The sequence below is a fragment of the Nocardiopsis sp. FR4 genome (assembly GCF_009830945.1).
Taxonomy (GTDB): Bacteria; Actinomycetota; Actinomycetes; order Streptosporangiales; family Streptosporangiaceae; genus Nocardiopsis.
This window is the reverse complement of sequence record NZ_VWVV01000010.1, coordinates 149844-172492: the sequence shown is the minus strand read 5'-3', so window position 1 is coordinate 172492 and position 22649 is coordinate 149844. Positions and strand designations below refer to the sequence as shown.

Below are 22649 nucleotides of genomic sequence, written 5' to 3'. Positions count from 1 at the left end.
CGCCGTCGCGGATCGGTCGCGCACCTGGTCAGGACCGAGAACCGCCATGGACCAGGAGGCGTACCCGGTGTCGGGCAAGACGCCCGCACTCCACAACGCGGACGCCCCACGGTGGGGCCGCCCCCCGCCCACGACACCCCAGCCGGAGGTGTTCCGATGGCCCACCACACCGCGGCGGACCCGTGCGGGCACTTCCGTCCCCGAGGTCGTCTACGGTGCCGTCACCGCCGAGCCAGGCGCGGGTCCCCGCCGCCACCTTCCGTAGATAGGAGTCGAGGGCGCGGGCCCGGTTCAGCGGGCACACCGGGAGTACCGCCCGGGTGTCCTGGGCGGCGGACCGGGCGGCCGGGACAGGCGGTCCGCGACGGCCTCGGCGAGCGGCGCCGGATCGCCCTCGACGAGGACGGCGGTAGCGTTGACGCACGCGGTGCCGCCCTCGTCTGCGACGGAACCGACGATGATATCGAGGTACTCCTGCCAGTCCGTGTCCGCGGTGACGAGGATCTTGGTCCGGCCGGGTCCCTGCGGCAGCACGCGGGCATCGTTCGCGTACCGGGCGACCATGTCGTCTCCGCCGTACACCACCGCGCGGTCCGCACCGCGGATCAGCGCCCCGACGGCCTGGTGGTCCGTGGGCGGCAGCACGAGCTGGTCCTCCCGGACGCCCGCCCGATGCAGGGCTCCGACCAGGCGGTGCGGAGTGAACGGCTCCCGTCGGGACGGACGTACGGCGACGCGGTAGCCCAGCGTCAGTGCCTCCAGCCACAACCGGTGGACACCGGGGTGGTTGCCGGAGGCATTGACGGCGAACACCTCGCCCCGGCGGGTCCATACGGCAGGCCCGGACCCGGGGGCCGGATCCCAACGGTCCCGCGCCGCCCCGCGCGGCCTGCCCCGGCCGGCCGAGGCACGGGCCAGGCTGACGAATCTCGCGGTGTCCCGTGTCGCGGTGCGCACCACTGCCAGGGGGCCGGAGGTGCGGCTCACCAGGTGCTCGTACTCGCGTACTCCCAGACCGCCGATGGTGCCGTTGGCGAACTCCTCGGCGGCCGCTTCCAAGAGGGCGTCCATGCCGGCCGTCGGTACGGCCCCGGCCTTGCGCAGCACGGCCAGGGCCCGGTCGACGTAGACCGGCGGTACCAGGCTCAGTCGCGTCACCTCGGTACCGGACACGTCCGTCGCGCTGCTCGGTACGAGCGTCCGACAAGGACCGCTGGGGCCCAGCGCGTCCAGGTACGTCGGCCCGTCGGCCTTCACGACCGTCATCAGTACACGCCCTCGATCACGGTCTCGCCTTTCACCGCGGCCACGGGCGCCACGTCCGCGACGGCGTCGCCTGCGTGGTCTCCGGTCGGCCGCACACGGACCGCCGTGTCGCGTTCCGCGTTGTTGGGGATGAGCATGGACTTGCTGACGTGACTGACGATCACCTGGCCGCGCTCACCCACCTTGACGCGTTCCCCGGCGGCAGCGTCGACGACCGACAGGAGCACGTTTGGTCTCGGGAGGGGCGTCGGTGACGTCCACGAGTACCTCGGCCGTCCGCAGCTCCGGGGCGATACCTTTCCCGGTGCCGACGTCGACTCCTTCGCCGTGTGAGATCGGCACGACCTCCACCCTGTGGTCCCAGAGCCCGGCGACGGTCCGGGAACCGATCAGGCCGGCGGCACCTGCGACGACGACTCATCTGGATCTCTTCCGTCAGGGGCGCGTGGATCCGCCGGATGTCGGTGGCGGACGTTGCCATGCCACCGTGCTCATCGGACCTGGACGGCACGCGTTCGGTTCCTGTGACACCGCGCCCCGGCTCCGGACGCGATGGCCTGCCATCCCTTGTCACAGATCCGGCCGACACCTGGTCAGAAGGATCAAGCGGCTTTACGACCGGACATGAACCGTGCCGGCGGACGATGCGTCGCCAGCGCACGATGGAACCACGGAAGGTGAGACCCAGTGTCGGAGAACTCACAGCACGACCACCACGGCCACGGCGACGCGGACGGCCCCAGCTGGACCCGCGCGGCGAAGATGCTCCAGGACGCCTCGCCGATCACCGTTCCCGAGGGCGCCTCGGCGATGACCATCCACATCCAGTGGGAGCCTGGTGACCCCGGCACCCCGCCGCACCGTCACTCCGGCCCGGCCTTCGGGTACGTCATCAAGGGTGCCGTTCGCTTCGAACTCGAGGGTGAGCCCGAGCGCATCGTCGAGGCCGGCGGAACCTTCTGGGAGCCGGGCGGCGACGCCATCCACTACCAGGACGGCAACGCCCTCGACGACGAGACGACGGAGTTCGTTGTCACCATGATGTGCGCTCCCGGCAGGCCCATGCTCGAATTGGTCGACGAGGAGGAGCTGAGGGAGCGCGCCCACCTGCGCGCTCCGCGGGCCACCGCCTGACTCGTGGTCGGACGCTCACAGGGCCCCGTACCCGTGACACCGGTCGTCGCCGGAATGTCAGGGATACGGGGCCCTTCCGTTGGTGGCTGCCGCTCCTATTCCACGAAGTACGAGTCGTGCCTGTCGAAGAACGCTGCACGCTCCTCCTCGGAGGTGCGCACCAGTTGGGAGACCTGCTCGAAGTACTCCTCGCGCGGGGCGTCGGAGTCGTTGCGGAAGGCGTGCGGCCCGCCCTGGGGCACGTGCAGGAAGTCCCCCTGCGGGCGTCGACCCACTGCGCACCGTTGACCACCCGCACCGTGCCGTCGAGGATGAAGAACGACTCCGAGATTCGCTTGTGGTAGTGGCTCTTGGGGCCGCCCGCCCTGGGCCGCATCTCCACCCGGTACAGACCGAACTCACCCTGCGTGGTGCCGGTGGTCGCCAAATAGTGGAGGGCGTCCTTGCCGGTACCGCTCTCACCGATGTCCGGCGGTGTGGTGACCGGCCGGAAGACGGCGCCGACCTCACCGTCCTCTCCCCAGTACTTCTGTTCCGGGTACGGGTACGACATGTCTGGTTCCTTTTCCGCGGCCGGTGCGCTGTGACGCGCCGACTCGGACCGCCGAGGCTCCGGTCGTGTCATTCGACGGCTTGGCGGCGGATGAAGCGGGACGCCAACGGCGGCTCCATCAGCCACCCGTGCGCCCGCCCCGGTCGTCCCCGGCGAGGTAGGCGCGCTCCACACCCAGGCAGCCGTGGATGCCGTAGGGGAAACCGTGTAGCGGCAGCACGGTGTCCTCGACCGTTGAACCCGTCCCGTAGCAGGCGACTTCCAAGACGTCCGTGCCGACCCCTCGCGGGGAGGCGAGTGCGTGGCGTTCTGACATGAGGGTCCTTGGGATCCGTGGCCCGCGGCGGATGGCACGGCCCGCCGGGCTGGCATCCGTCGACCGGCTGGGGCGGGCTCGGCCCGTCGCCTGGTCGGTGGTCGGAGTGACCAGGCGACGGACGGTTCGTGTCCGGCCGGGCCGGAGCGGCTGACTCAGCCGAACATGCCGGGCTTGTAGCCGCCGGCCGGCTGCTGGTTGATGACGTTGATGCGGTTGTAGGCGTTGATGACGGCGATCAGCGAGATCAGTGCGGCGAGCTGGTCCTCGTCGTAGTGCTTCGCGGCGTTCGCCCACGCCTCGTCCGACACACCGCCCGAGGCGTCCGCGATGCGCGTGCCCTGCTCGGTCAGCTCCAGCGCGGCGCGCTCGGCGTCCGAGAAGACCGTGGCCTCGCGCCACACGGCCACCAGGTTCAGACGCTGCTGGTCCTCACCCGCCGCGGCGGCGTCCTTGGTGTGCATGTCGGTGCAGAAGCCGCAGCCGTTGATCTGGCTGGCACGGATCTTCACCAGCTCCTGAGTGGTGACCGGGATGGCCGCATGCACTGCCGCTCCGGCCGAGTTGAGGTGCTTCATGACCTTTCCGGCGAGGGCGTTGCCGAAGTAGTTGACGCGAGCGTCCACGGTGTATCTCCTCAAGTGGGAACACTGACAGCCCATTGACCGCGAGCCCTCGCGTTTTGTGACAACACCTCGCTCACCACACCGTGCGATTGCGCACCGTGTCCCGCTTTCGGCGACGCTGTCGGGTGTCGATGCCATCGAAGGAGTAGATCAGGGCCCGTCGGCCCGAGCCGGCGCCTTCCTTCCGCGCCCACGGACACCGGGTGCGGCGAGTGCCGCACCTCCGAACACAAGGTAAACACCATGGCATCCAAAGGTGCCCTGCACCCGAGTCTCACCGTCCCGATCGGCCACGTCGAACCCGTTCCCCGCCGGATCCGCGGAATGATCGGCAGCCGGGTCGCCTTCGACACCCGCCACGCGCTGTACGTCTGGGAATGGCGGGCACATCCGCAGTTCAGCATCCCGATCGAGGACCTGGTGGAGGGTGTGCTCCACGACGACGAGCACACCGAGCAGCTCGGCGCCGGACCCGCACACCGTCACCCCCTGCACGTCGGTCCGGAAGTCCGCACGGGGGAGGCGTGGATCTGGGGAAGGCGCCCCGCGAGCCCTGCGCGACACCGTGCGTTTCGAGTGGGGGCGCTGGACTCCTGGTTCGAGGAGGACGAGCCGATCTTCTTCATCCGCGCAGCCCGTACTCCCGCGTGGACGCTCTGCGTTCCAGCAGCTCGGTCCGAGTGGAGCTGGACGGCGCCGTGCTGGCGGAAACGGCCGACTGCGTGACGTTGTTCGAGACCGGCCTGCCGACCCGTTACTACCTCGATCGCGCGAACATCGACGGGACGCGGCTGCGGCACTCGGACACGGTGACCCGATGCCCCTACAAGGGGACGACGAGCAGCTACTGGTCCTCCGACGGCGACGACGAGCGCACTCACCCCCCCAGGAGCCCCAGGTCGCCGTGCTCGCCGCCGCCGGCATGACGAAGGCGAAGACCGGCACGGAGCTCTTCACCAGCCCGCACACCGTCGAGTGGCACCTGCGGAAGGTGTACACGAAGTTCGGGGTCAACTCCCGTCGCGCGCTGCCCGGCGCCCTTGCCGCCCGGATGGCCGTGAAGCACCGAAGTGCGGTCGTTGCAAGTATCTTGGCCGTCTATACGTGCATTTCAAACACTGACTCCCGGCGGTCCGACGGGTGAGCGGCAGAAGTGCTTGTCCAGCGACCGGCTGGTCCTGGAACCCCTTGCGGAACGGCACGCCGATGACGCGGTGGACCTGTTCGCCGACCCGGCCATGAGCTCCCTGTTGGGGGCGGATCTCTCCGACCCGGCCCTGGCCCGACGGATGGTCGACAACCGGCTGGCCTACGACGGGCCGCCGGAACCGGGGCACGGGGCCGTGCTGCTCGACGGCGCTCTGGTCGGCCTCGCCCATCTGCGCCCCTCGGGGGGACTGCCCGGCGGGCTGCCGGAGATCGGCTGGTACCTGGCTGTCCGCCACGGCCTTGACCCTCTCGCCTGCACTCGGTCTGGGCGCTCATCCACATCGACAACGCGCCCAGCCTGCGCCTGGCCGCCCGACTGGGCTGCCTTCCCGTAGGCGAGGGTCACCACTACAACGGTCCGCACCGCGTCCATGTCACCCTCCCCGGCCAGGCCTGAGCGCCTCCGAGGTTGCGAAGTGCGGCTTCGTAAGTATCCTGGCCGCCTGTTCATCCACTTCAGGCACTGAGCCGGCGGATCGGTCAGCCCCGCCATCCGGCCAGGGTCGCCTCCGCCCAGGAGCGGACACGCCCGGGGTAGCCGTCAGCGGGGAAGCCGCCGTCCACGGCGACCTCGGCGATGGTGAACGCGAACCCGGTGGGTGCCTCCGAGCGGGGAGCGGTGACCGTGTGTTCCGGTCGGCGGGCCCTGTGGGAGTTGGCGCGGCGGGCGTGTTCGGTCATCCTGCGCGCCGCTTCGGGCCCGCCCTCGACGTAGGCCCGCAGCAGCTCCAGCGGAAAGACGTGCGAGCCCTCGGTGAGGGATGCCGGGTGCTGGAGGCGGTAGCACGCGACGGCGACGCCGTGCAGTGGCCCCCACGGCTCCTGGCGGGAGTGGTCCAGCGCCAACAGTTGCTGGAACAACTCCTCGCAGGGAGTTTCGCTCACCGCTCCGCACTGTGCACACGTGTCCATGCCGCGATACTCGCGTACGCGGCCCGGGAGGGCGAGTCGATTTCCGCGGATGCGCGCGGCTCGGAAGTGAACTCGGGCAAGTATCCTGGCCGCCTCTTCGTGCACTTCAAGCGCTGATCAGGAAGCGGTCGGGCCCGGCGGGAGGCGCGTTGGTGCGGCAGAGCATCGGCCGGGTGCAGTCCGGCGCTCGGTCACGGCGCGCAGCGGCGGCAGGAGCAGGGCGGCGATGCCCAGGGCCGCGGCGCCGCCTATCCGGACGCGATCGGTACTGACGACGCGCACCTGGTCGCGGTGGGGGCCCGGCCCCTCCCGGGCCCCACACCACGGTCTACCACCAGGGGTAGGACGTGCGCAGGGCGTCCTTGCGCGAGTCCCGGGCGTCCTCGGCCAGGAGGTAGCCGTCGTGCCGGGCCCGGTTGACGGCCCGGTTCACCTGCCAGACGTACCCGCCGCGCCGCGGGTACAGCTCCTGGAGGGTCTCCTCGTCGAAGGGGACGTGGGTGCCCTGGAGGACGCAGAACGGGTCGCCGGTGTTGTCGCCGTGGTTGAGCGCCGTGGCGACCTCGTGCTCGGGCAGGCGGATCCCGCCCAGTCGGTTGCCGTGCTCGTCGCGGCGCGCCGTCGCGGCGTCCTCCCACGCCAGCCGCGGCGCCCGCGGCGGCGCGGTGCCGTCCTCGACCCAGTCCACCATGTGCTCGTAGGCCGCGTTCAGGACGTGGTGGAACGGGATGCGGCTGAACGGCGGCCGGTCGCACCGCTGCGGCCGGGTGCCCGGGTTCTCCCGGGCGATGAGCGGGGCGAAGGTGAGGTACTCGGTGTAGCCGACGTGCGCGGTCCCGGCCACCTCCCAGCGGCGGAAGTACGCCGAGTCCGGCTCCTGGCTCTGGGAGCGCAGGCGCACGTCGGTCTCCGCCAGGACCCGCATGACGGGCGTGGTGCCCTCCTCCAGCGCGGTGGGGGCGCCGTGGATCACGAAGCCGTCGACGACCCCGTGGTGGGGGTGGACGGTGTTGTGGTAGGCGGACAGGTACCGGGCCGACTGGGAGTGGCCGGTGGCGATGACCGTGTCGACGTCGAGGCCGGGCAGCGGGTCGACGCCCTCGGGCGAGCGCAGGGCGCGGGCGGTCTGGGAGTAGATGTCGAACGCCGGGGCGTCGGCCAGCTCGCGGCCGCCGACGGTCAGCCCGCCGTAGCGCTCGGGGTCCCAGGCGCGCAGCGCGTCGACCCCGACCCGCTGGGCGGAGAGGCCGACCCAGACGTGGCCCTCGCGCATGAGGTAGTCGTGGGACAGGAACCAGTCGATCTCGATGTCCTGGCCGAAGCTGACGTTGTTCCACTCCAGGAAGGCCGTGCCGCTGAAGTCGCGGGTGCGGGCGGGCCTCCGCACCACCATCCGGGTGGTGTAGGGGGAGGAGCCGGTGACCTCGCCGGTGGCGGGGTCGCGGTGCTCGGCGGTGCCCTCCAGGAGGAACTCCTCCTCGACGTAGCCGTGCGCGCCGAGGTCGACCTCGATGGGCACGCCCGCCTCGATCGGGGGGGCCTCGGGGCCGTCGGCGGACATGAAGGGGTAGGAGTCGTCGGTGACGGGGACGGGCCCGGACACGGTGGCGGCGGGGACGTCGGCGGGTTCGGCGAGGGCCGGTACCGTGCCGAGCAGGCCGGGGAGAACGGCCAGTCCGGTGGCGACCGCGCCCAGGCGCAGGGGGGTGCTCGTCCGCATGGAGTACCTCTGGGTAGCTCGGTGTTGCCGGAATGCTAGGGCGGGCGCGGGGGGCCGACAAGGAGTCCTGGCGCGGGCGGACGGGAACGCGTGGATCCACCGATGGCCGTGCCGTGCTCGGCCGTACGGGTGAACGGCGCAAGCGGATCCGGACCGAACGCCTGCTCCTCCGGCCGCGCCGGGCACGCCGACGCGGTGGCCGGCCTGGTCCACCTGCGCCCGTCCGCGGAGCTGTCCGGGTGCCACCGGGCAACGCCGAGTTGAGCGAGACTTTGCCGCCCCGAATCCCGGGAGGCCGCCGACCGGGGAAGGAGTCGGGTGAGGTGTGCGCACTACCGAGAGGGGCGGCGATGATCACCACCGACTTCATGCCCGGCTCACCGTGCTGGATCGAGGTGTCCTCACCCGACGTGGACGTCTCGGGCGCCTTCTACCGCGAGGTGTTCGGCTGGGAGGCCGCTCCGCCCGCGCCCGAGAGCGGCGGCTATGTGCTCCTGCGCCTGGACGGGGCGGTGGTCGGCGGCCTCCACCCCCGCTGGACCGAGAGTGAGCGCCCGACCTGGACGATCTACTTCGCCGACCCCGACGTGGACGACACCATCATCACCGTGGAACGCCTCGGCGGCACTTTGCTGGTGGAGCCGTTCGACGTGTGGAACTTCGGTCGCACAGCCCAGTTCTTCGACCCTCAGGGCGCCTCCTTCGGCCTGTGGCAGGCCGAGAGGGTCCCCGGGATCGAGGTCACCGACCGGCCGGGAAGCCTGTGCTGGGTCGAGCTGTGGACACCCGACGGCGAGGGTTCGCGCGAGTTCTACACGCGCCTGTTCAAGTGGGGCGTCAGCGACTTCGAACTGCCGGGCGAGGCCGGGACGTACACGGTCCTCACGCCCCCCGGCGCGGGGCGGGAGCGCGCGCACGGCGGCCTCATGGCGGTCGACCCCGCACACCTGTCCGACAACGGCGGTTCCGCGGAGTGGCACCCGGTGTTCGCGGTCGTCGACTGCGACCTCGCGGCCGAACGGGTGCGGACCGCGGGGGGCGAGGTGTACATGGGCCCCGAGCACACGCCGGGCGTCGGCCGCCTCGCCGTGTGCTCGGACCCCTTCCAGGCGGGGTTCGTGCTGCTCCAGCCCTCTCCGGACTGACACGGGCCCGCGCGATCGCGCCGGCAGGGGCCGTCTACTGCCGGGAGACGGCGGAGGCGCCGCCGCGCAGCACGAACTTCTGGATCTTGCCGGTGGCCGTCTTGGGGAGCCGGTCCACGAACTCCACGCTCGTGGGCGCCTTGAAGTGGGCCAGGTTCTCCCGCGCGAAGGCGATGACCTCCGCCTCGGTGACCGAGGCGCCGTCGCGCAGGACCACGGAGGCCCGGGGCGTCTCGCCCCAGCGCTCGTGCGGTACGCCGACCACGGCCGCCTCCAGCACCGCCGGGTGCCGCAGCAGGACCCCCTCCACCTCGACGGAGGAGATGTTCTCGCCGCCGGAGATGATGACGTCCTTGATCCGGTCCTGGATCTCCACGTACCCGTCGGGGTGGACCACCGCGGCGTCGCCCGTGTGGAACCAGCCGTCGCCCATGGCCCGCTCGGTGGCCTCGGGGTCGTTGTAGTAGCCCTTCATCACCACGTTGCCGCGCACGGTGATCTCGCCGACGGTCGTGCCGTCCCAGGGCACCTCCGCGCCGTCGGCGTCCACCACGCGCAGTTCGCCGGAGGTGATCAGCTCGACCCCCTGGCGGGCCTTGACGGCGGCGCGCTCGCGCGGGGACAGGGCGGCGTGCTCCGCGCGCGGTTCGCACACGGTGATGAACGGCGCGGTCTCGGTCAGGCCGTAGACATGGGTGACGGTCCAGCCGAAACCGTCCTCCAGGCGTTCGATCGTGGCGGCGGCGGGTGAGGCCCCGGCGGTGACCACGTGTACGCCGGGCGGCACCTCGCCGCGGACCTCCTCGGGTGCGTTGGCCAGCATGATCAGCACGGTCGGTGCCGCGCACAGCCAGCGGACGTCCTCGGCGCGGATCAGCTCGTACACGTTGGCCGGGGTCATCGCGGGCAGGCACACGTGGGTGGCCCCGGCGGCCGTGACCGTCCAGGTGTAGGTCCACCCGTTGGCGTGGAACATCGGCAGCGTCCACAGGTACCGCTCGCCGACGTCGATCCGCAGGTGGAGCAGGGTACCCACGGAGTTCATGTAGGCGTTGCGGTGGGTGATCATCACCCCCTTGGGTCGGGCCGTGGTGCCGCTGGTGTAGTTGAGGCTGAGGAGGTCCCCCTCGGCGATCTCGGGGCGGGTGAACTCCGGTTCGGCCCCGGCCACGAGCTCCTCGTAGTCCTCCCATCCGGGCCGCGCGCCCTCCAGGGCGACGAAGCGCTCCACGCCCGGCATCCGGTCGCGGACCCCGTCCACGGCGTCGAGCTGGTCGGCGTGCACGCACAGCACCCGGGCTCCGGAGTGGTTGACGATGTAGGCGAAGTCGTCCGCCGAGAGCCGGAAGTTGACCGGAACCAGCACCGCGCCCAGCTGCGGTACCGCGTAGAAGGACTCCAGCTGGGCGTGGGTGTTGGGCGCGATGTAGGCGACGCGGTCGCCCTTGGCCACCCCCATGCCCTGCAGGACCGACGACCAGCGGTCGCAGCGGTCGAAGAACTCCTCGTAGGTCAGCCGCAGGTCCCGGTCGACGACCGCCTCGCGCGCGGGGTGCAGCCTACGCGTGCGGCGGGCGAACTCCAGGGGGGTCAGGGCGAGTTCCATGTGCCGTGGTGCCTTTCTGCGTCTGCGGGACAGGGGCGGCGGCGGGCTCGTCCACGGGGGAGATCCGCGTCACAGCGGACACCCTACGTGTCGGTGCGGCGCGGGTCACGGGTTCGGCGGCGTGCGGGCTTCAGACCCGGCGTCGGGCGCGGGCGTTGGTCGGGGCGATGCGGTGGTTGCGCAGGTGCTCGTAGACGATCGACGCGCGCACGTCGGCGACCTCGGGGCGCTCGGTCAGCTTGTCGATGACGAACGCGTACAGGCTGTTGTTGTCGGGCAGCGCCACGTGGATGAGGAAGTCCTCGCTGCCCGAGGTCACGAACACCGACAAGGTGTCGGGCAGCGAGCTCACCCAGTCGCGGAAGGCCTCGATGTTGTGGCGCGAGGGCTTGACCACGCTCACGGTGATGAGCGCCTGCACCGGACGGCCGATCCTCTCCAGGTCCACGTCCAGCAGTGAGCCCCGAATCACACCCCTTTCTCGCAGCGCACGGGTCCGATCGAGGGTCGTCGTGGGCGAAGCGCCGACCGCGGCGGCCACATCCCGGTTGGTTTTCCGCGCGTCTGACTGGAGTTCGGCCAGGATCGCCGTATCAAGTTCGTCAAGATCAGCCATGCGGCCAGTATATCCGTAGAAAGTACGGAATCTTGTCTACCCGTCCGCTCTGTGTCTAACATTTGGGAGAAAAGGTCGTATTTGGCTCGCCAGGAAGCGATCCTTCCGGGCAGGCAGTGTCGCCCCGCCGTTCGGCCCCGACCCGGTGCGATGAGGCACCACCGCAGAACACAAGGGACGTCCGTACCGTGAGACCTTCCTCCGTCGCGGGCACCACCGACCGACCGTCGGTACGCCCGCACGAGCGGGGACGAAGCCGGGCCCACACCCCCGATCCGGCTTCGCTCCGCCGCCAGACCCGCGACCGCGGTCAGCGCCGCGGTCCCGTCCGCGGCCGGCACCGCGACCCGAGCCGTACCCGTGGCCGCGCCCTGGCCCTGGCCGCCGTCGTCTGCGCCGCCCTGAACCTGCGCCTGGTGGTCACCTCCCTGTCACCCCTGCTGACCACCGTCGGCGGGGAACTCGGCTTCGGCGCCGCGGTGGTCGGCCTCCTCGGCACCCTGCCGCTGGTCGCCTTCGCCGTCTTCGGCCTGGTCACGCCCGCGGTCATGCGCCGCCTGGGGCCGGAGTCCACCGCCGTGCTCAGCATGCTGCTGACCGGTGTCGGCCAGGCCCTGCGCGCCTTCGCCCCCGGCACCGGAACCCTGCTGGTGCTCACCGGGGTCGCCCTCACCGGTGCGGCGCTCGGCAACGTCGTGATCCCGCCGCTGATCAAGCAGTACTTCCCCGACCGCCTGGCCGCCCTGAGCACCGTCCAGATGGTCGCCATCCACGTGGGCGCCCTCGTCCCGCCCCTGGTCGCCGTCCCTCTCGCCGAGGTGGTGGGCTGGCGCTTCGCCCTGGGGTCCTGGTCGGTGCTCGCCCTGGTCGCCGCCCTGCTGTGGGCGCTCCAGCGCGGCCGACCGCACCCGGCGGCCGCCGCCGCGCCGACGACCGCGGGCCCCGCGCTGGCCCGGCCGATCTGGCGGGTCGGTATGGCCTGGCGGATGGCCCTCCTCTTCGGCATGGTCACGTGGAACGTCTTCACCCTGTTCACCTGGCTGCCCACCCTCCTCACCGACGCCGGTCACACCCCGGCCATGGCCGGGAGCATGGTGTCCCTGATGGTCGGCACCAGCCTGCTGTTCGGCCTGGTGGCACCCACGGTCACGCTGCGCGCCTCCAACACCTTCCCGGTCGTGGCGCTCGGCCTGGCCGGTTACGCGGTCGGTTACGCGGGCATCGCCCTGGCCTCCGGGCTGGCCCCGCTGTGGGTGCTCGCCCTGGGTCTGGGCACCAGCCTGTTCGTGGTGACCATGACGATGATCAACGCCCGCAGCACCACCCCGCAGGGCGCGGCGGCCCTGTCCGGGTTCGTGCAGGGCGCGGGCAGCGGCATGGCCCTGGGCGGCCCGCTGCTGTTCGGCCTGCTCGGCGAACTGACCGGGGGGTGGACCGCCTCGTACGCGCTGGTGGCCGGGGGCTCTCTGGTGGCCGCCCTCGTGGTGGCCCACGCCGAGCGCACCCCGCGCGGTGTCGAGGCCGCGGCCGCGGGCCGCCCGGTCTGACGGTGGTTCCGCGGTCGGCCGACGGCCGTGGACACCGGTCGGCGGGACGGATGGCCGAACCCGGCCATTTTCGCCGCGACCGCCGTTCGGGCCTCCCGCGGACCCTCCGCCGTCGTTCCTGGCAGCCGGGCCCCGGCGCTTGCCCGGGGCCCGGCGCAGCCGGACCGGGGGCTCCGGGGCGTTCGCGGCCCCGGTTCCGTGTGCGCTCCGTGGTTCCTCCTGTTCACTCGGCACGCTCCCGGCCCCCGACACCGGCGCGCGCGTTCTCCGGGGCGGGTCCCTACACCACGTCCGGAGCGGATTTTCCCGCCGATCCCTACCGTGCTCAGGACAGAAACATCAAAGTTCGCCAAAGAGGGCAATGCGCGCATAATGACGGCATGAGAACCACCCCCCTCGTCAGGCCCCCGTTCGGGGTCTGCGGACGGGTCAGTCGATTGCGATGACAGAGCGGCAGCACCGCCCCTCCGTGTCGACCGGGGCGAGGCCCCCCGCCGACAGCGCGGAACAGAACCTCCCGCTCATCCGCAACCGCGACTTCCAGATCCTGTGGACCAGCCGCTTCCTCGCCGGGCTCGGCAAGGAGAGCGGCGAGGTCGCCTACCCCCTGCTCGCCCTCCTCCTCGTGGGGTCGGCGACGCAGGCGGGCGTCATCGGAGCCGCCCAGGTCGTCGCCACCATGGTCGCCGCGGTCATCGGCGGCTCGCTCGCCGACCGGTCCAACCGCAGGACGATCCTGCTGTGCTGCGACCTCGGTCGCCTGGCACTGCTCGGCCTCTTCGCCGTCCTCCTGTTCACCGAGCACGCCACGCTTCCCGTCATCGTGGGCGTCGCGGTCGGCTCCGCGGCCATGATGGGCGTCTCCAACCCCGTCGCGATGGCCTCCATCAAGCAGTTGGTGCCCCCGGCACAGGTGGCCGAGGCCTCCGCCCAGAACCAGATCCGCTTCTTCACCACCACCGCACTGGGCGCACCGGTCGCCGGGTCCCTCTTCAGCCTCGGCCGTGCCTTCCCCTTCGCCGCCGAGGCGCTGAGCTACCTGGCCTCCGCGGTGCTCGTGGCCCTCATCCGACGCCCGATGCAGGCCCACCGGCTCGACGAGCCCGAACGGTGGACGCTGCGCGACACGGTCACCGGGTTCACCGTGCTGGCCAGGCACCCGATACTGCGCCCGATGATGCTGTGGATCGTCGGCTTCAACCTGACCTTCACCCAGACGGGCGCCTTTCTGGCCCTCATCGCGACCGCCGAGGGCCAGGGCGCCAGCCACTTCCAGATCGGGCTCACCGTCTCCCTGGCCGGAACCGGGGGCCTGGTCGGCGCCCTGCTCGCCGGGGTGGTGGTCAGGTGGGTGCGTCCCTCGGCCACCTTCCTCGCCGCGGCCTGGAGCGCCCCGGTGTGCGCGCTCGCGCTGGTGGTCGCCCCCACCGTGCTGTCGCTCGGGATGCTGGTGGGCTGCGTGTTCGCCATCGTGCCGTGCGTGAACGCGGTCTTCCACGCCTACGTCTCGGCCTCGGTCACCGACGGCCACCAGGGCCGGGTCCTGGGCGCGGTCACGTTCATGGCCCTGGTCTCCCAGCCGATCGGCATCCTCGGCACCGGGGTGATCTTCGACCTGGCCGGACCCACCTGGGTGTTCCTGACGATGGCCCTGGTGTCCGCGCTCGCCGCGCTGTTCAGCCTCTCGCCGGTGATGCGCGACCTGCCCCGGCCCGAGGAGGTCTCCGTGGCCTGACCCCGGCGGGTCCGGACGCGCCGGCCGTCGGCGAGCGGTCCGATCATCGGACCAGTCGCCGTAGCGGGCGGCGTCCGGGAACTCCGAACCGGGGACCGCCGTGCCGGTCACCGGGGACCGGGCCACGGCCGCCCGGGGTCAGCCGTCGATCGGCAGCGCCATCACCGGGTCGGAGGTGGGCTGCTCGGAGCCGCCCTCGGGCTCGATGGTCACGGCCACGCCCTCGGTGGCCGGACCCTGCGGGGCGGCCAGGACCGGGCTCACGAAACCGGACTCGTCCACGGTCAGCACCCCGGCCGAGTACACGGTGCCGTCGTCGCGGGTCAGCCAGAGCTGGTAGTCCTCGTCGTGCAGCCGGTCCAGGCCGTGCGCGCTGAACACCAGCCGCCCGGTGCGCTCGGAGCGCACCACGGTCACGGACACGCCCTCCATGGGCTCCGCGCTGGTGTAGGAGGCGTTGGGGTCGGCCAGCACCGCCGCGATGAGCTGCTCGTTCTCCCGCAGCTCCCGGATCTGTCGGACCTGGTCGAAGGCGACCACGCCCAGGGCGATCACGGCGGCCAGGCAGGCGGCCAGCACGAGCCCCAGACCCCGCGTCCACCCGCCGCGGCGCGGGTCGGGGACGCGCTGGGGCGGAGGGGCGAGCTGCCGTGTCCGGGCAACCTCCTCCATCACCCGCTCGCGCAGCTGGGCGGGGGGCGTGCTCGCGGCGGCGGAGCCGAGCAGGGCGGTGGTCTCGGCGAAGCCGCGGACCTCCTGTACGCAGGAGTCGCAGTCGGCCAGGTGGTCCTCGAAGCGCACGCTCTCACCCGGCGACAGCGCACCCAGGGCGTAGGCTCCCGAGAGGATGTGCGGGTCCTGGCCCAGTCTCCTCCTCACCACTCCACCCCCAGGCAGTCGCGTAGACGGATCAGGCCGTCGCGCATCCGCGTCTTCACGGTGCCCAACGGCGTCGAAAGAAGGCGGGCCACCTCACGATAGGTGTAACCGCCGTAGTAGGCCAGACGTACGGACTGGCTCTGGAGTTCGGTCAGGGTGTCCAGGCAGCGCCGCACCCGTTCGCGTTCCAGCCGGTCGGTGGCCTCCTCGGCCACCTCGTCGTAGGGTCTCTGCGCGTCCGCGGCCGCCGCCCGCGCCTCGCGGTCGGTGGCGGCCTGCTCGGAGCGCACCCGGTCCACCGCCCTGCGGTGAGCCAGGGTCATCACCCACGCCTGCGGGCTGCCCCGCCGCTCGTCGTACCGACAGGCGGTGCGCCAGACCTCCACCATCACCTCCTGCGCGACCTCCTCCGACTGGGCGGGATCGCGCAGCACACGACGGACCAGGCCGTACACCGACGGGCTGACCAGGTCGTACACCTCCCCGAACGCGCTTTCGTCGCCGCGCGCCACCTGGCGGAGCAGCTCCGTGAGCCGCTGGGAGGGCGGAACCCGGGGTTCGGCTCCCACCCCACGGGGACCCCGGGGTATCGCGGCTTGCTCGTCCATCCGCTCCTCTTCCTGGTGTTCCTGTGCTGCTCTGCGGTTGATGGAGTGCCGTGTGCCCGGGGTGCGGGCAGGGGCCCGGACGGCCCGGCGTCAACGCTCAGGCCGCCCGGGGGTCATACCGTCCTCGGACCTTACTCTTACTGGGGCGTCAGCACGGTGTCGACGATGTAGACGGTGGCGTTGGCGGTCTGCGCGTCGCCGCAGACGACCTCGGAGTCGCCGTTGACCGTGAAGTCCTCGCCGGAGCCCGCGGTGGTGACGTCCCCGCCCTGGAGCGAGGTGAACGCGCCGTCCTCCAGGGCGGACGGGTCCTGGCGGCCCTCCACCACGTGGTAGGTCAGTACCTCGGTCAGCTGCTCCTTGTCGGCGAGCAGCGCGTTGAGGTCCTCCTCGGGGATCTCGGCGAACGCGTCGTCGGTCGGTGCGAAGACGGTGATGTCCTCGGCCGAGTTCAGGGTGTCGACCAGGTCGGCCTCCTGCACGGCCGTCACGAGCGTGGACAGCGCCGGGTTGTTGGAGGCCGCCGTGGCGGCCGGGTCCCGGGCCATGCCCTCGAAGCTGCCGGCGCCGTCCTCGGGCACCGCGGCGCAGCCGGGGCCGAAGTTCTCGCCCGCGGTCTGGGCCGTGGCCCCTTCCCGTTGTCCATGCCCGCACTGCCTTCGGTCTCGCTGCTGGTCGGGGTCTCCTCCGCGGAGCCGGCGCTGCCTTCCATGCCGCCGCCACAGGCGGTGGGACCGAAGGCGAGGGCGGCTGCGGAGGCGGAGACGGTGAGGGCGGACTTGCGAATCATCATGCTCTCCTTCAACTTGCTGAACTTCGGTTGTTTCGCTTCACCGCTCCTGGGAGCGGTGACGGATGGGGGACCCCTACTCGCCGGTGAACTGGACTCTGTGCCAGCCGGTCGCGCCGTCGGGGGCGGGGTCGACCCGTTCGGAGGGCTGGGTGAACCCGGTGGTGTCGGTGGCCCGGGCCTCCACGGAGTGCTGTCCGGGTTCGACGCTGGTCTCGGCGACCCACTGGACCCAGGTGTCGATGCCGGAGACCTCGGCCAGCTCGGCGACCTGCCACCCGCCGTCGTCCACGCGCACCTCCACGGCGTCGACACCGCGGTGCTGCGCCCAGGCCACCCCGGCCAGGACGACGTCGCCGGTGGCGACGCGGGACGGGGGCGCGGGCACGTCCACGCGGGACATGGTCTTGATCGGCGCCCGCACGGCCCAGCCGCGCTGCGCCCAGTAGGCCTGCTCGTCCGCGAAGCGGGTGAGCTTGATGTCGGTGACCCACCTGGTCGCGCTCACGAACCCGTACAGGCCCGGGACGACCATGCGGGCCGGGTACCCGTGCGCGTGGGGCAGCGGCTCGCCGCCCATCCCCACCGCGAGCAGGGCGTCACGGCCGTCCATGACGACCTCGGTCGGAGTGCCGCAGGTCCAGCCGTCGTCGGAGGTGCTCAGGATCTGGTCGGCGCCGGACCGGACGCCCGCCCGGCGCAGCGGGTCGGCCAGCGGGAGGCCCAGCCAGCGCGTGTTGCCCGCCAGGTCGCCGCCGACCTGGTTGGACACGCAGGTCAGGGTGATGTCGGCCTCCACCAGCTCCATGCCGAGCAGTTCGTCCATGTCGATCTCGAGCGGCTCGTCCACCATCCCGCGCACCCGCAGGGTCCACCTGTCGGCGTCCAGCCGGGGAAGGGTGAGCGCGGTGTCGATGCGGTAGAAGTCCTGGTTGGACGTGGTGAAGGGGGTCAGCCCCGGAATCCCCAGGTCGGCGGCGGGCAGCGGAGGCAGGGGGTCCGCGGCGTTGGGCAGGGCGAGGGAGGAGCGGGAACCCGCGCCGCCGCCCAGCGCGGGCAGCCGGCGTCCGAGGACACCGGCGGATCCGGACACGGCCAGGACCCCGGCCGCGGTGAGCACGAAACCGCGCCTGCCCGGGCCCCTGCCGGACGTTCCGGTCGTGGAGGACCGGGGAACCTCCTCCGCGTCCGCCGGTGCCGTCGAACTCCCCGTCCCCTGTGGCAGAAGGCTCGCGTTCGCGCTCCGCAGCAGGAGCGCCAGTGCGACGGCCCCCGCCACCGCGCCGGTGATCACTGGCACCGGAGTGACCGGGTCAGCGGCGCGGTGGGGGAGCACGGCGGCCAGCCCGACCGCCGTGAACACCGCCAGCCCCGCGTACCCGACGCGCGGACGCCGCAGCGCCACCACGCCGAGTACGGCCCCGACACCCAGGAGGACGACGGCGATCCCCGAGACCAGCACGACCTTGTCGGCGCTGCCCAGCAGATCGATCGCCACCTCCACGAGGGCGGGCGGTGTGATGTCGACGACCGTGTCGCCGACGGCGAACACCGGTGACACGGTGCGCAGGAGTCCTGCGGCCAGCTCCGCGACGCCCAGTGCGGCGACCACGGTGAGCAGGCCCACGACCGGTCCGACGACGGCCCGTCGCCTGTCGCGTGGCGGGGCGGTCCCGCGTGTCTCGGTGGTCACGTGGGGGATTCGGCGCCGGGGCGGGAGCGGATGGGTGCCGGAGCGGAGTTTTTTCGGCCGTCTCCGGAAAGGGCCCTCCCGGCCCCCGCCGCCCCTCCCGCACCCGGCCGGAACTCCCTCAGGGCGGGCGTATCCCGTCAAGGGGGGACGGGACGGTCGGCCCGGCCCCGCGAGTGCAGGAGGATATTGGCCGTACGTCTCCTCAACGATCGGAGTTCCCCCACATGGCGCGCAAGACGCCCCTCACCGCGGTCGCGCTGGTGGTCTCGGGCAGCCTCCTCCTCAGCGGCTGCTCGGTCACCGCGGACATATCCGACTGGTGGTCGGAGACGTTCGGAGACGCGTCGGGCCCGCCGGCCGTCCGGGAGGAGTTCCCCTACGTCCGCGAGGGCCGCATCTTCCAGGACACCGGTCAGGACGCCGAGATGCGCTTCGCCGTCACGGGACTGGAGCGCACCGACGACTACACCGTCATGTACTACGAGGTCACCTACCTCGACGACTTCTCCGGACCCAACCGGAACCTGAGCATGGCGCACACCCTCGTCGACCCGCTCACCGGCCGCGTCTACCGGCAGTTCCTCGACGGTGATGGCCTCAAGTACGGTTCCGAGAGCCCCAACCGGGACGGCCTGTACCCGGTCCACGACGGCGTCACCAACGAGTACGTGCGCTACTTCCCCCGCATCCCCGACGAGGTCGAGCAGGTCACCTTCGTCGGCAGCGGCCTCGGCGCGATGACCGGGATCCCGATCCAGGACGTGGAGGAGGAGCGGCCCGACCCGGAGGACCCCAACGGCCCCGACCACCTGAGCCTGGACAACCCGCCCGCGCGCGGGGAGAACCTCACCTTCGCCAACCGCCGCCCCGACGGGGACGCGCTGGCCGACGAGGGCTGGGTGCAGAGCTTCGTCGACTCCGAGATCGCCTCCACCACCCGGGACGGCGACCGCGAGATCATCTCCCTGCACTCGGACGTGATGTTCGAGTTCGACCGCTCGGACCTGACCTCCGAGGCCGAGGACGTCGTGCGCCGCGCGGCCACCACCCTGGCCCAGAACGTCGACCCCGACGAGCCCGTCATCACGGTCATCGGCCACACCGACGGCATCGGCGACGACTCCTACAACGACCCGCTGTCGGTCAGGCGGGCCGAGACCGTGCGCGACCTGCTCGCCGAGGAGCTCGGACCCGGCTACGACCTGGAGGTCGAGGGCCGCGGCAAGCGCGAACCGGTCGCCCGCGAGGGCGGCCCCGACGACGAACAGGCCCGCGCCCGCAACCGGCGCGTGGAGTTCTCGTACGTCTTCAACGAGACCCGCGAGGCCACCGACGAGGAGGAGTACGACGACGACGGCCTCGGCGTCGCCCAGCGCAACGTCACCTGGCCCGCCCCCTACGACGACGACCCGGGCTCGGTGGTGGCCGAGGGCGAGCTGGACGGCGTGCGCCTGGAGGTCTACCCGCTGCGCCGCGACGGCGCCTACGTCATCGGCACCGTGTCCCTGACCAACACCACCGACGAGCCGACCATCCCCGACATGGGCGGCCAGGAGGCGATCCAGGCCGGCGGCCCGGAGCAGTTCAACAAGGGCACGCTCGGCGGCTTCCAGCTGCTGGAGCCGGAGAGCGGCCTGGTGCGGTACGTGGCTCAGATGTCCTTCGGCGAGGGCCGCTACAGCAGCTTCGCCGAGGAGGTGCACATGCTCCAGCCCGGCAACACCTACAACCTGGTGGCGGTCTTCCCCGCCCCGCCGGTGGACGTGGAGGAGCTGACCCTGCGGGCGGGCCCCTTCGGGGAGTTCGAGGAGATCCCGGTGGAGTACTGAGCCCGGGACGCGGGGAGGGGGCCGCCCGGGCGGCCCCCTCCGTTCGCTCCCGGTGCCCGCTCAGCCGCGGACGCGCTCGGCGGCCTCCATGACCACCCGCTCCAGGTCCTCGCGCGGCACCTCGTCGCCGTAGGCGATCGCCGTGACGTACAGGTCGCCGGGCAGCGACAGGTACAGGTGGCGGCTGGATCCGTCCACGGTGCCCACGTACTCCAGGTCGCCGCCCAGGGAGTCGGCCTCCTCGGTGTGGTAGGTGTCCACGTCCACGTCGATGTCCACCTCCCAGTTCATCTCCGCCTCGGCGCCGGGCACCCGCACCACGTCGGGGCTGGCGCTGGGGTCGGCGTTCAGGGTGAACACGAGGGTGAACGAGGGCGCGCCCGGCTCGGTGCTCCCGTCGCTGAAGGAGCACACCACCTGCTCGGCGTCGTCGATACCCGCCACCTCGCCGGACTCCTCGGTCAGGACCGGGCCGGGGGCCAGGTCGCCGACGACCTCGGCGGCGCCGGCGGCCTCGCAGGACTCGGGCAGCGCGTAGCCCGACGCCTCCTGCTCCTCTGGCTCCGCCTCGGGGCTCGGGTCGGCGCTGGGCTCCTCGTCCGGGGACTCCTCGCCGCCCCAGGAGGGCAGACCGAGGTTCAGGTCGAACTCGTCGACGTCGACCACGCCGAAGCCGACGAGGGCGACTCCGCCGACGACGGCGACGGCGACGGCCGTGCCCAGGCACGACAGGGGGGTGGACGGGATCAGTCGCATGGGTGGCTTTCGGTTCGGGGAGCGCCGGGCGGCGGGAGGGGGCTCCGGCGGGGGACACAGGGAAACTTAGCAAGTCCCCGGTGCCCCCGGCGCGGGGGCGCGGCACCCGCCCCCGGACGCGGCTCGTCACATGTTGATCATGTGCCCGGCCAGGCCGTGCACGGCCTCCTTGACCGCCTCGCTGAGCGTCGGGTGCGCGTGGATGTTGCGCGCGACCTCGTGCACGGTCAGGTCCCACTGCTGGGCCAGGGTCAGCTCGGGCAGCAGCTCGGTGACGTCCGGGCCGATCATGTGGGCGCCCAGGAACTCCCCGTACTTGCCGTCGGAGAGGATCTTGACGAAGCCGCGGGCGTCGCCCAGGCCGTGCGCCTTGCCGTTGGCCATGAAGGGGAACTTGGCGACCTGGACGTCGTATCCGGCCTCGCGCGCCTCCTTCTCGGAGTAGCCGAAGCTGGCGATCTGCGGCTGGCAGTAGGTGGCGCGCGGGATGAACCGGTAGTCGATCTCCTGGGTCTCCGCGCCCGCGATGGTCTCCGACGCCACGATGCCCATGGCCTCGGCGGTGTGGGCCAGCATGAGCTTGGCGGTGACGTCGCCGATCGCGAAGATGTGCGGCACGCTGGTGCGGCCCCGGCCGTCGATGGCGATGGCGCCCCGCTCGGTCAGCTCCACGCCCGTCTTCTCCAGGCCGTAGCCCTCCACGTTGGGGGAGAAGCCGATGGCCTGGAGGAGCTTGTCGGCCTCCAGGACCTGCTCCTTGCCGTCGCTGCTGACGGTGACCCGGACGCCCCGGCCGGTGTCCTCCACCGACTCCACCCGGGTGGAGGTCATGACCTTGACGCCGAGCTTCTTGTAGGCGCGGGAGAGCTCCTTGGAGACCTCCTCGTCCTCGGTGGGCACGAGGCGGTCGAGGAACTCCACGATGGTGACGTCCACGCCGTAGTTGGCCATGACGTAGGCGAACTCCACGCCGATGGCGCCCGCGCCGGCGATGACGATGCTGCCGGGGAGGGTGTCGGTGAGGATCAGCTCCTCGTAGGTGACGACCCGTTCGGACAGTTCCGTTCCGGGCAGCAGCTTGGTGGAGGAGCCCGCCGCGATCACCGCGTGGTCGAAGGTGACGGTCTCGGTCCCGCCGTTCCCGTCACCGACCTCGATCGTGTGGTCGTCGATGAAGGTCCCGCGCCCCTCGATCTCGGTGATCTTGTTCTTCTTCATGAGGTAGTGGACGCCCTTGACGCGGCCCTCGGCCACCTCGCGGCTGCGGCTGTACGCCTTGCCGAAGTCGAACTCGACCTTGCCGTCGACCCTGATGCCGAACTGGTCGGCCTCGTTCTGGAACAGGTGGGCGAGCTCGGCGTTGCGCAGCAGCGCCTTGGAGGGGATGCAGCCCACGTTGAGGCAGACCCCGCCCCAGTACTTCTCCTCGATGACGGCGGTCGTGAGGCCGAGCTGAGCGGCGCGCACGGCGGCGACGTAGCCGCCGGGTCCCGCGCCGAGAACCACCAGATCGAAGTGTCGCTGTCCCATGACGGGATCTCCTTGAGTGTGTTTGTGACGCACCCAGCGCAGTCGGCTTGCCCGGGTTGTCGGATTGCCGAACGCCAGCCTAGTCGCGTACCCGCCACGCGTGGGTGACCAGCCGCTTTCTTGGTACCACTTTCCGGGGTCGGCGCTGGTCGTCGGCGAGACGGCCCGGGTGCGACCGG

Annotated in this window: 23 protein-coding genes and 2 pseudogenes; 9 read left to right on the top strand and 16 right to left on the bottom strand. The window is 71.7% G+C overall.

Features of this window, described 5'->3' with window-relative positions; genetic code table 11:
• Nucleotides 1–291: 291 nt before the first annotated feature.
• Together FYW95_RS12210 and FYW95_RS12205 are read right to left on the bottom strand one after the other, a co-directional pair.
• Nucleotides 292–1266, bottom strand: coding sequence for an aldehyde dehydrogenase family protein (locus tag FYW95_RS12210; RefSeq protein ID WP_201294828.1), 975 nt, complete (start codon nt 1264–1266; stop codon nt 292–294).
• Nucleotides 1266–1493 carry a hypothetical protein gene (locus FYW95_RS12205; RefSeq protein WP_201294827.1) on the bottom strand — a complete coding sequence of 76 codons (228 nt, stop codon included), beginning with the start codon at nt 1491–1493 and terminating at the stop codon, nt 1266–1268. The genes FYW95_RS12210 and FYW95_RS12205 overlap by 1 nt, the downstream gene beginning before the upstream one ends.
• Before the next feature lie 460 nt (nt 1494–1953).
• Here FYW95_RS12205 and FYW95_RS12200 point away from each other — a divergent pair, with 460 nt between their 5' ends.
• A complete protein-coding gene (locus FYW95_RS12200; protein WP_159945091.1) occupies nt 1954–2400 on the top strand; it encodes a cupin domain-containing protein in 447 nt (148 codons plus the stop codon).
• Nucleotides 2401–2495: 95 nt separating this feature from the next.
• Here FYW95_RS12200 and FYW95_RS27695 read toward each other — a convergent pair whose 3' ends face one another.
• The 4 genes and pseudogenes from FYW95_RS27695 to FYW95_RS12185 form a co-directional block, all read right to left on the bottom strand.
• Nucleotides 2496–2675, bottom strand: a complete 180-nt coding sequence (locus FYW95_RS27695) for a cupin domain-containing protein (protein WP_201294826.1) — start codon at nt 2673–2675, stop codon at nt 2496–2498.
• A gap of 17 nt (nt 2676–2692) precedes the next feature.
• Nucleotides 2693–2776: pseudogene (locus FYW95_RS28900) on the bottom strand (cupin); the annotation flags it as partial.
• A gap of 295 nt (nt 2777–3071) precedes the next feature.
• The gene (locus tag FYW95_RS12190; RefSeq protein ID WP_159945092.1) at nt 3072–3269 is read right to left on the bottom strand and encodes a hypothetical protein; all 198 of its coding nucleotides are present in this window, start codon (nt 3267–3269) and stop codon (nt 3072–3074) included.
• A 155-nt stretch (nt 3270–3424) separates the two neighbouring features.
• Nucleotides 3425–3895 carry a carboxymuconolactone decarboxylase family protein gene (locus tag FYW95_RS12185; RefSeq protein ID WP_159945123.1) on the bottom strand — a complete coding sequence of 157 codons (471 nt, stop codon included), beginning with the start codon at nt 3893–3895 and terminating at the stop codon, nt 3425–3427.
• A gap of 243 nt (nt 3896–4138) precedes the next feature.
• Here FYW95_RS12185 and FYW95_RS12180 point away from each other — a divergent pair, with 243 nt between their 5' ends.
• From FYW95_RS12180 to FYW95_RS12170, 4 genes are read left to right on the top strand one after another with little or no spacing between them, the layout of a single operon-like run.
• Nucleotides 4139–4621: a hypothetical protein gene (locus tag FYW95_RS12180; RefSeq protein WP_201294825.1), complete on the top strand. Its 483-nt coding sequence runs from the start codon at nt 4139–4141 to the stop codon at nt 4619–4621.
• Nucleotides 4543–4821: a DUF427 domain-containing protein gene (locus FYW95_RS28895; protein ID WP_370462986.1), complete on the top strand. Its 279-nt coding sequence runs from the start codon at nt 4543–4545 to the stop codon at nt 4819–4821. The genes FYW95_RS12180 and FYW95_RS28895 overlap by 79 nt, the downstream gene beginning before the upstream one ends.
• Nucleotides 4713–5039 (top strand): helix-turn-helix domain-containing protein, encoded by a 327-nt coding sequence (locus tag FYW95_RS12175; RefSeq protein ID WP_201294823.1) that lies wholly within the window; start codon nt 4713–4715, stop codon nt 5037–5039. The genes FYW95_RS28895 and FYW95_RS12175 overlap by 109 nt, the downstream gene beginning before the upstream one ends.
• A gap of 13 nt (nt 5040–5052) precedes the next feature.
• Nucleotides 5053–5439, top strand: a complete 387-nt coding sequence (locus FYW95_RS12170) for a GNAT family N-acetyltransferase (protein WP_201294822.1) — start codon at nt 5053–5055, stop codon at nt 5437–5439.
• Nucleotides 5440–5584: 145 nt separating this feature from the next.
• On the opposite strand, the gene FYW95_RS12165 is transcribed toward FYW95_RS12170, so the two are convergent.
• Nucleotides 5585–6016 carry a DUF5946 family protein gene (locus FYW95_RS12165; protein WP_255459373.1) on the bottom strand — a complete coding sequence of 144 codons (432 nt, stop codon included), beginning with the start codon at nt 6014–6016 and terminating at the stop codon, nt 5585–5587.
• A 328-nt stretch (nt 6017–6344) separates the two neighbouring features.
• The gene (locus FYW95_RS12160; protein ID WP_159945094.1) at nt 6345–7736 is read right to left on the bottom strand and encodes an alpha/beta hydrolase domain-containing protein; all 1392 of its coding nucleotides are present in this window, start codon (nt 7734–7736) and stop codon (nt 6345–6347) included.
• A 350-nt stretch (nt 7737–8086) separates the two neighbouring features.
• On the opposite strand from FYW95_RS12160, the gene FYW95_RS12155 reads away from it, so the two are divergent.
• Nucleotides 8087–8881 carry a VOC family protein gene (locus FYW95_RS12155; protein ID WP_159945095.1) on the top strand — a complete coding sequence of 265 codons (795 nt, stop codon included), beginning with the start codon at nt 8087–8089 and terminating at the stop codon, nt 8879–8881.
• 34 nt (nt 8882–8915) lie between these two features.
• Here FYW95_RS12155 and FYW95_RS12150 read toward each other — a convergent pair whose 3' ends face one another.
• Both FYW95_RS12150 and FYW95_RS12145 read right to left on the bottom strand, forming a co-directional pair.
• Nucleotides 8916–10487 carry a long-chain-fatty-acid--CoA ligase gene (locus tag FYW95_RS12150; protein WP_159945096.1) on the bottom strand — a complete coding sequence of 524 codons (1572 nt, stop codon included), beginning with the start codon at nt 10485–10487 and terminating at the stop codon, nt 8916–8918.
• Between the two features lie 130 nt (nt 10488–10617).
• The gene (locus tag FYW95_RS12145) at nt 10618–11103 is read right to left on the bottom strand and encodes an Lrp/AsnC family transcriptional regulator (protein ID WP_159945097.1); all 486 of its coding nucleotides are present in this window, start codon (nt 11101–11103) and stop codon (nt 10618–10620) included.
• 371 nt (nt 11104–11474) lie between these two features.
• On the opposite strand from FYW95_RS12145, the gene FYW95_RS12140 reads away from it, so the two are divergent.
• Together FYW95_RS12140 and FYW95_RS12135 are read left to right on the top strand one after the other, a co-directional pair.
• Nucleotides 11475–12650 carry an MFS transporter gene (locus FYW95_RS12140; protein ID WP_160050354.1) on the top strand — a complete coding sequence of 392 codons (1176 nt, stop codon included), beginning with the start codon at nt 11475–11477 and terminating at the stop codon, nt 12648–12650.
• 442 nt (nt 12651–13092) lie between these two features.
• Nucleotides 13093–14385, top strand: coding sequence for an MFS transporter (locus FYW95_RS12135; protein WP_159945098.1), 1293 nt, complete (start codon nt 13093–13095; stop codon nt 14383–14385).
• Between the two features lie 138 nt (nt 14386–14523).
• Here FYW95_RS12135 and FYW95_RS12130 read toward each other — a convergent pair whose 3' ends face one another.
• The 4 genes and pseudogenes from FYW95_RS12130 to FYW95_RS12115 all read right to left on the bottom strand — a co-directional run bounded on the left by FYW95_RS12130 (nt 14524) and on the right by FYW95_RS12115 (nt 18364).
• Nucleotides 14524–15264, bottom strand: a complete 741-nt coding sequence (locus tag FYW95_RS12130; RefSeq protein ID WP_159945099.1) for an anti-sigma factor — start codon at nt 15262–15264, stop codon at nt 14524–14526.
• Complete coding sequence (gene sigK, locus FYW95_RS12125) at nt 15261–15872, bottom strand: ECF RNA polymerase sigma factor SigK (protein ID WP_159945100.1); 612 nt, start codon at nt 15870–15872, stop codon at nt 15261–15263. The genes FYW95_RS12130 and sigK overlap by 4 nt, the downstream gene beginning before the upstream one ends.
• A gap of 137 nt (nt 15873–16009) precedes the next feature.
• Nucleotides 16010–16662: pseudogene (locus tag FYW95_RS12120) on the bottom strand (fasciclin domain-containing protein).
• Nucleotides 16663–16738: 76 nt separating this feature from the next.
• Nucleotides 16739–18364, bottom strand: coding sequence for a molybdopterin-dependent oxidoreductase (locus FYW95_RS12115; RefSeq protein ID WP_159945125.1), 1626 nt, complete (start codon nt 18362–18364; stop codon nt 16739–16741).
• A gap of 215 nt (nt 18365–18579) precedes the next feature.
• Between FYW95_RS12115 and FYW95_RS12110 the strand changes: the two genes are divergently transcribed.
• On the top strand, nt 18580–20184 hold the full coding sequence (locus FYW95_RS12110) for an OmpA family protein (protein ID WP_159945101.1): 1605 nt from the start codon (nt 18580–18582) through the stop codon (nt 20182–20184).
• Nucleotides 20185–20244: 60 nt separating this feature from the next.
• On the opposite strand, the gene FYW95_RS12105 is transcribed toward FYW95_RS12110, so the two are convergent.
• Together FYW95_RS12105 and lpdA are read right to left on the bottom strand one after the other, a co-directional pair.
• Nucleotides 20245–20940: a hypothetical protein gene (locus tag FYW95_RS12105; protein ID WP_159945102.1), complete on the bottom strand. Its 696-nt coding sequence runs from the start codon at nt 20938–20940 to the stop codon at nt 20245–20247.
• 126 nt (nt 20941–21066) lie between these two features.
• A complete protein-coding gene (gene lpdA, locus FYW95_RS12100) occupies nt 21067–22470 on the bottom strand; it encodes a dihydrolipoyl dehydrogenase (protein ID WP_159945103.1) in 1404 nt (467 codons plus the stop codon).
• Nucleotides 22471–22649: the final 179 nt, after the last annotated feature.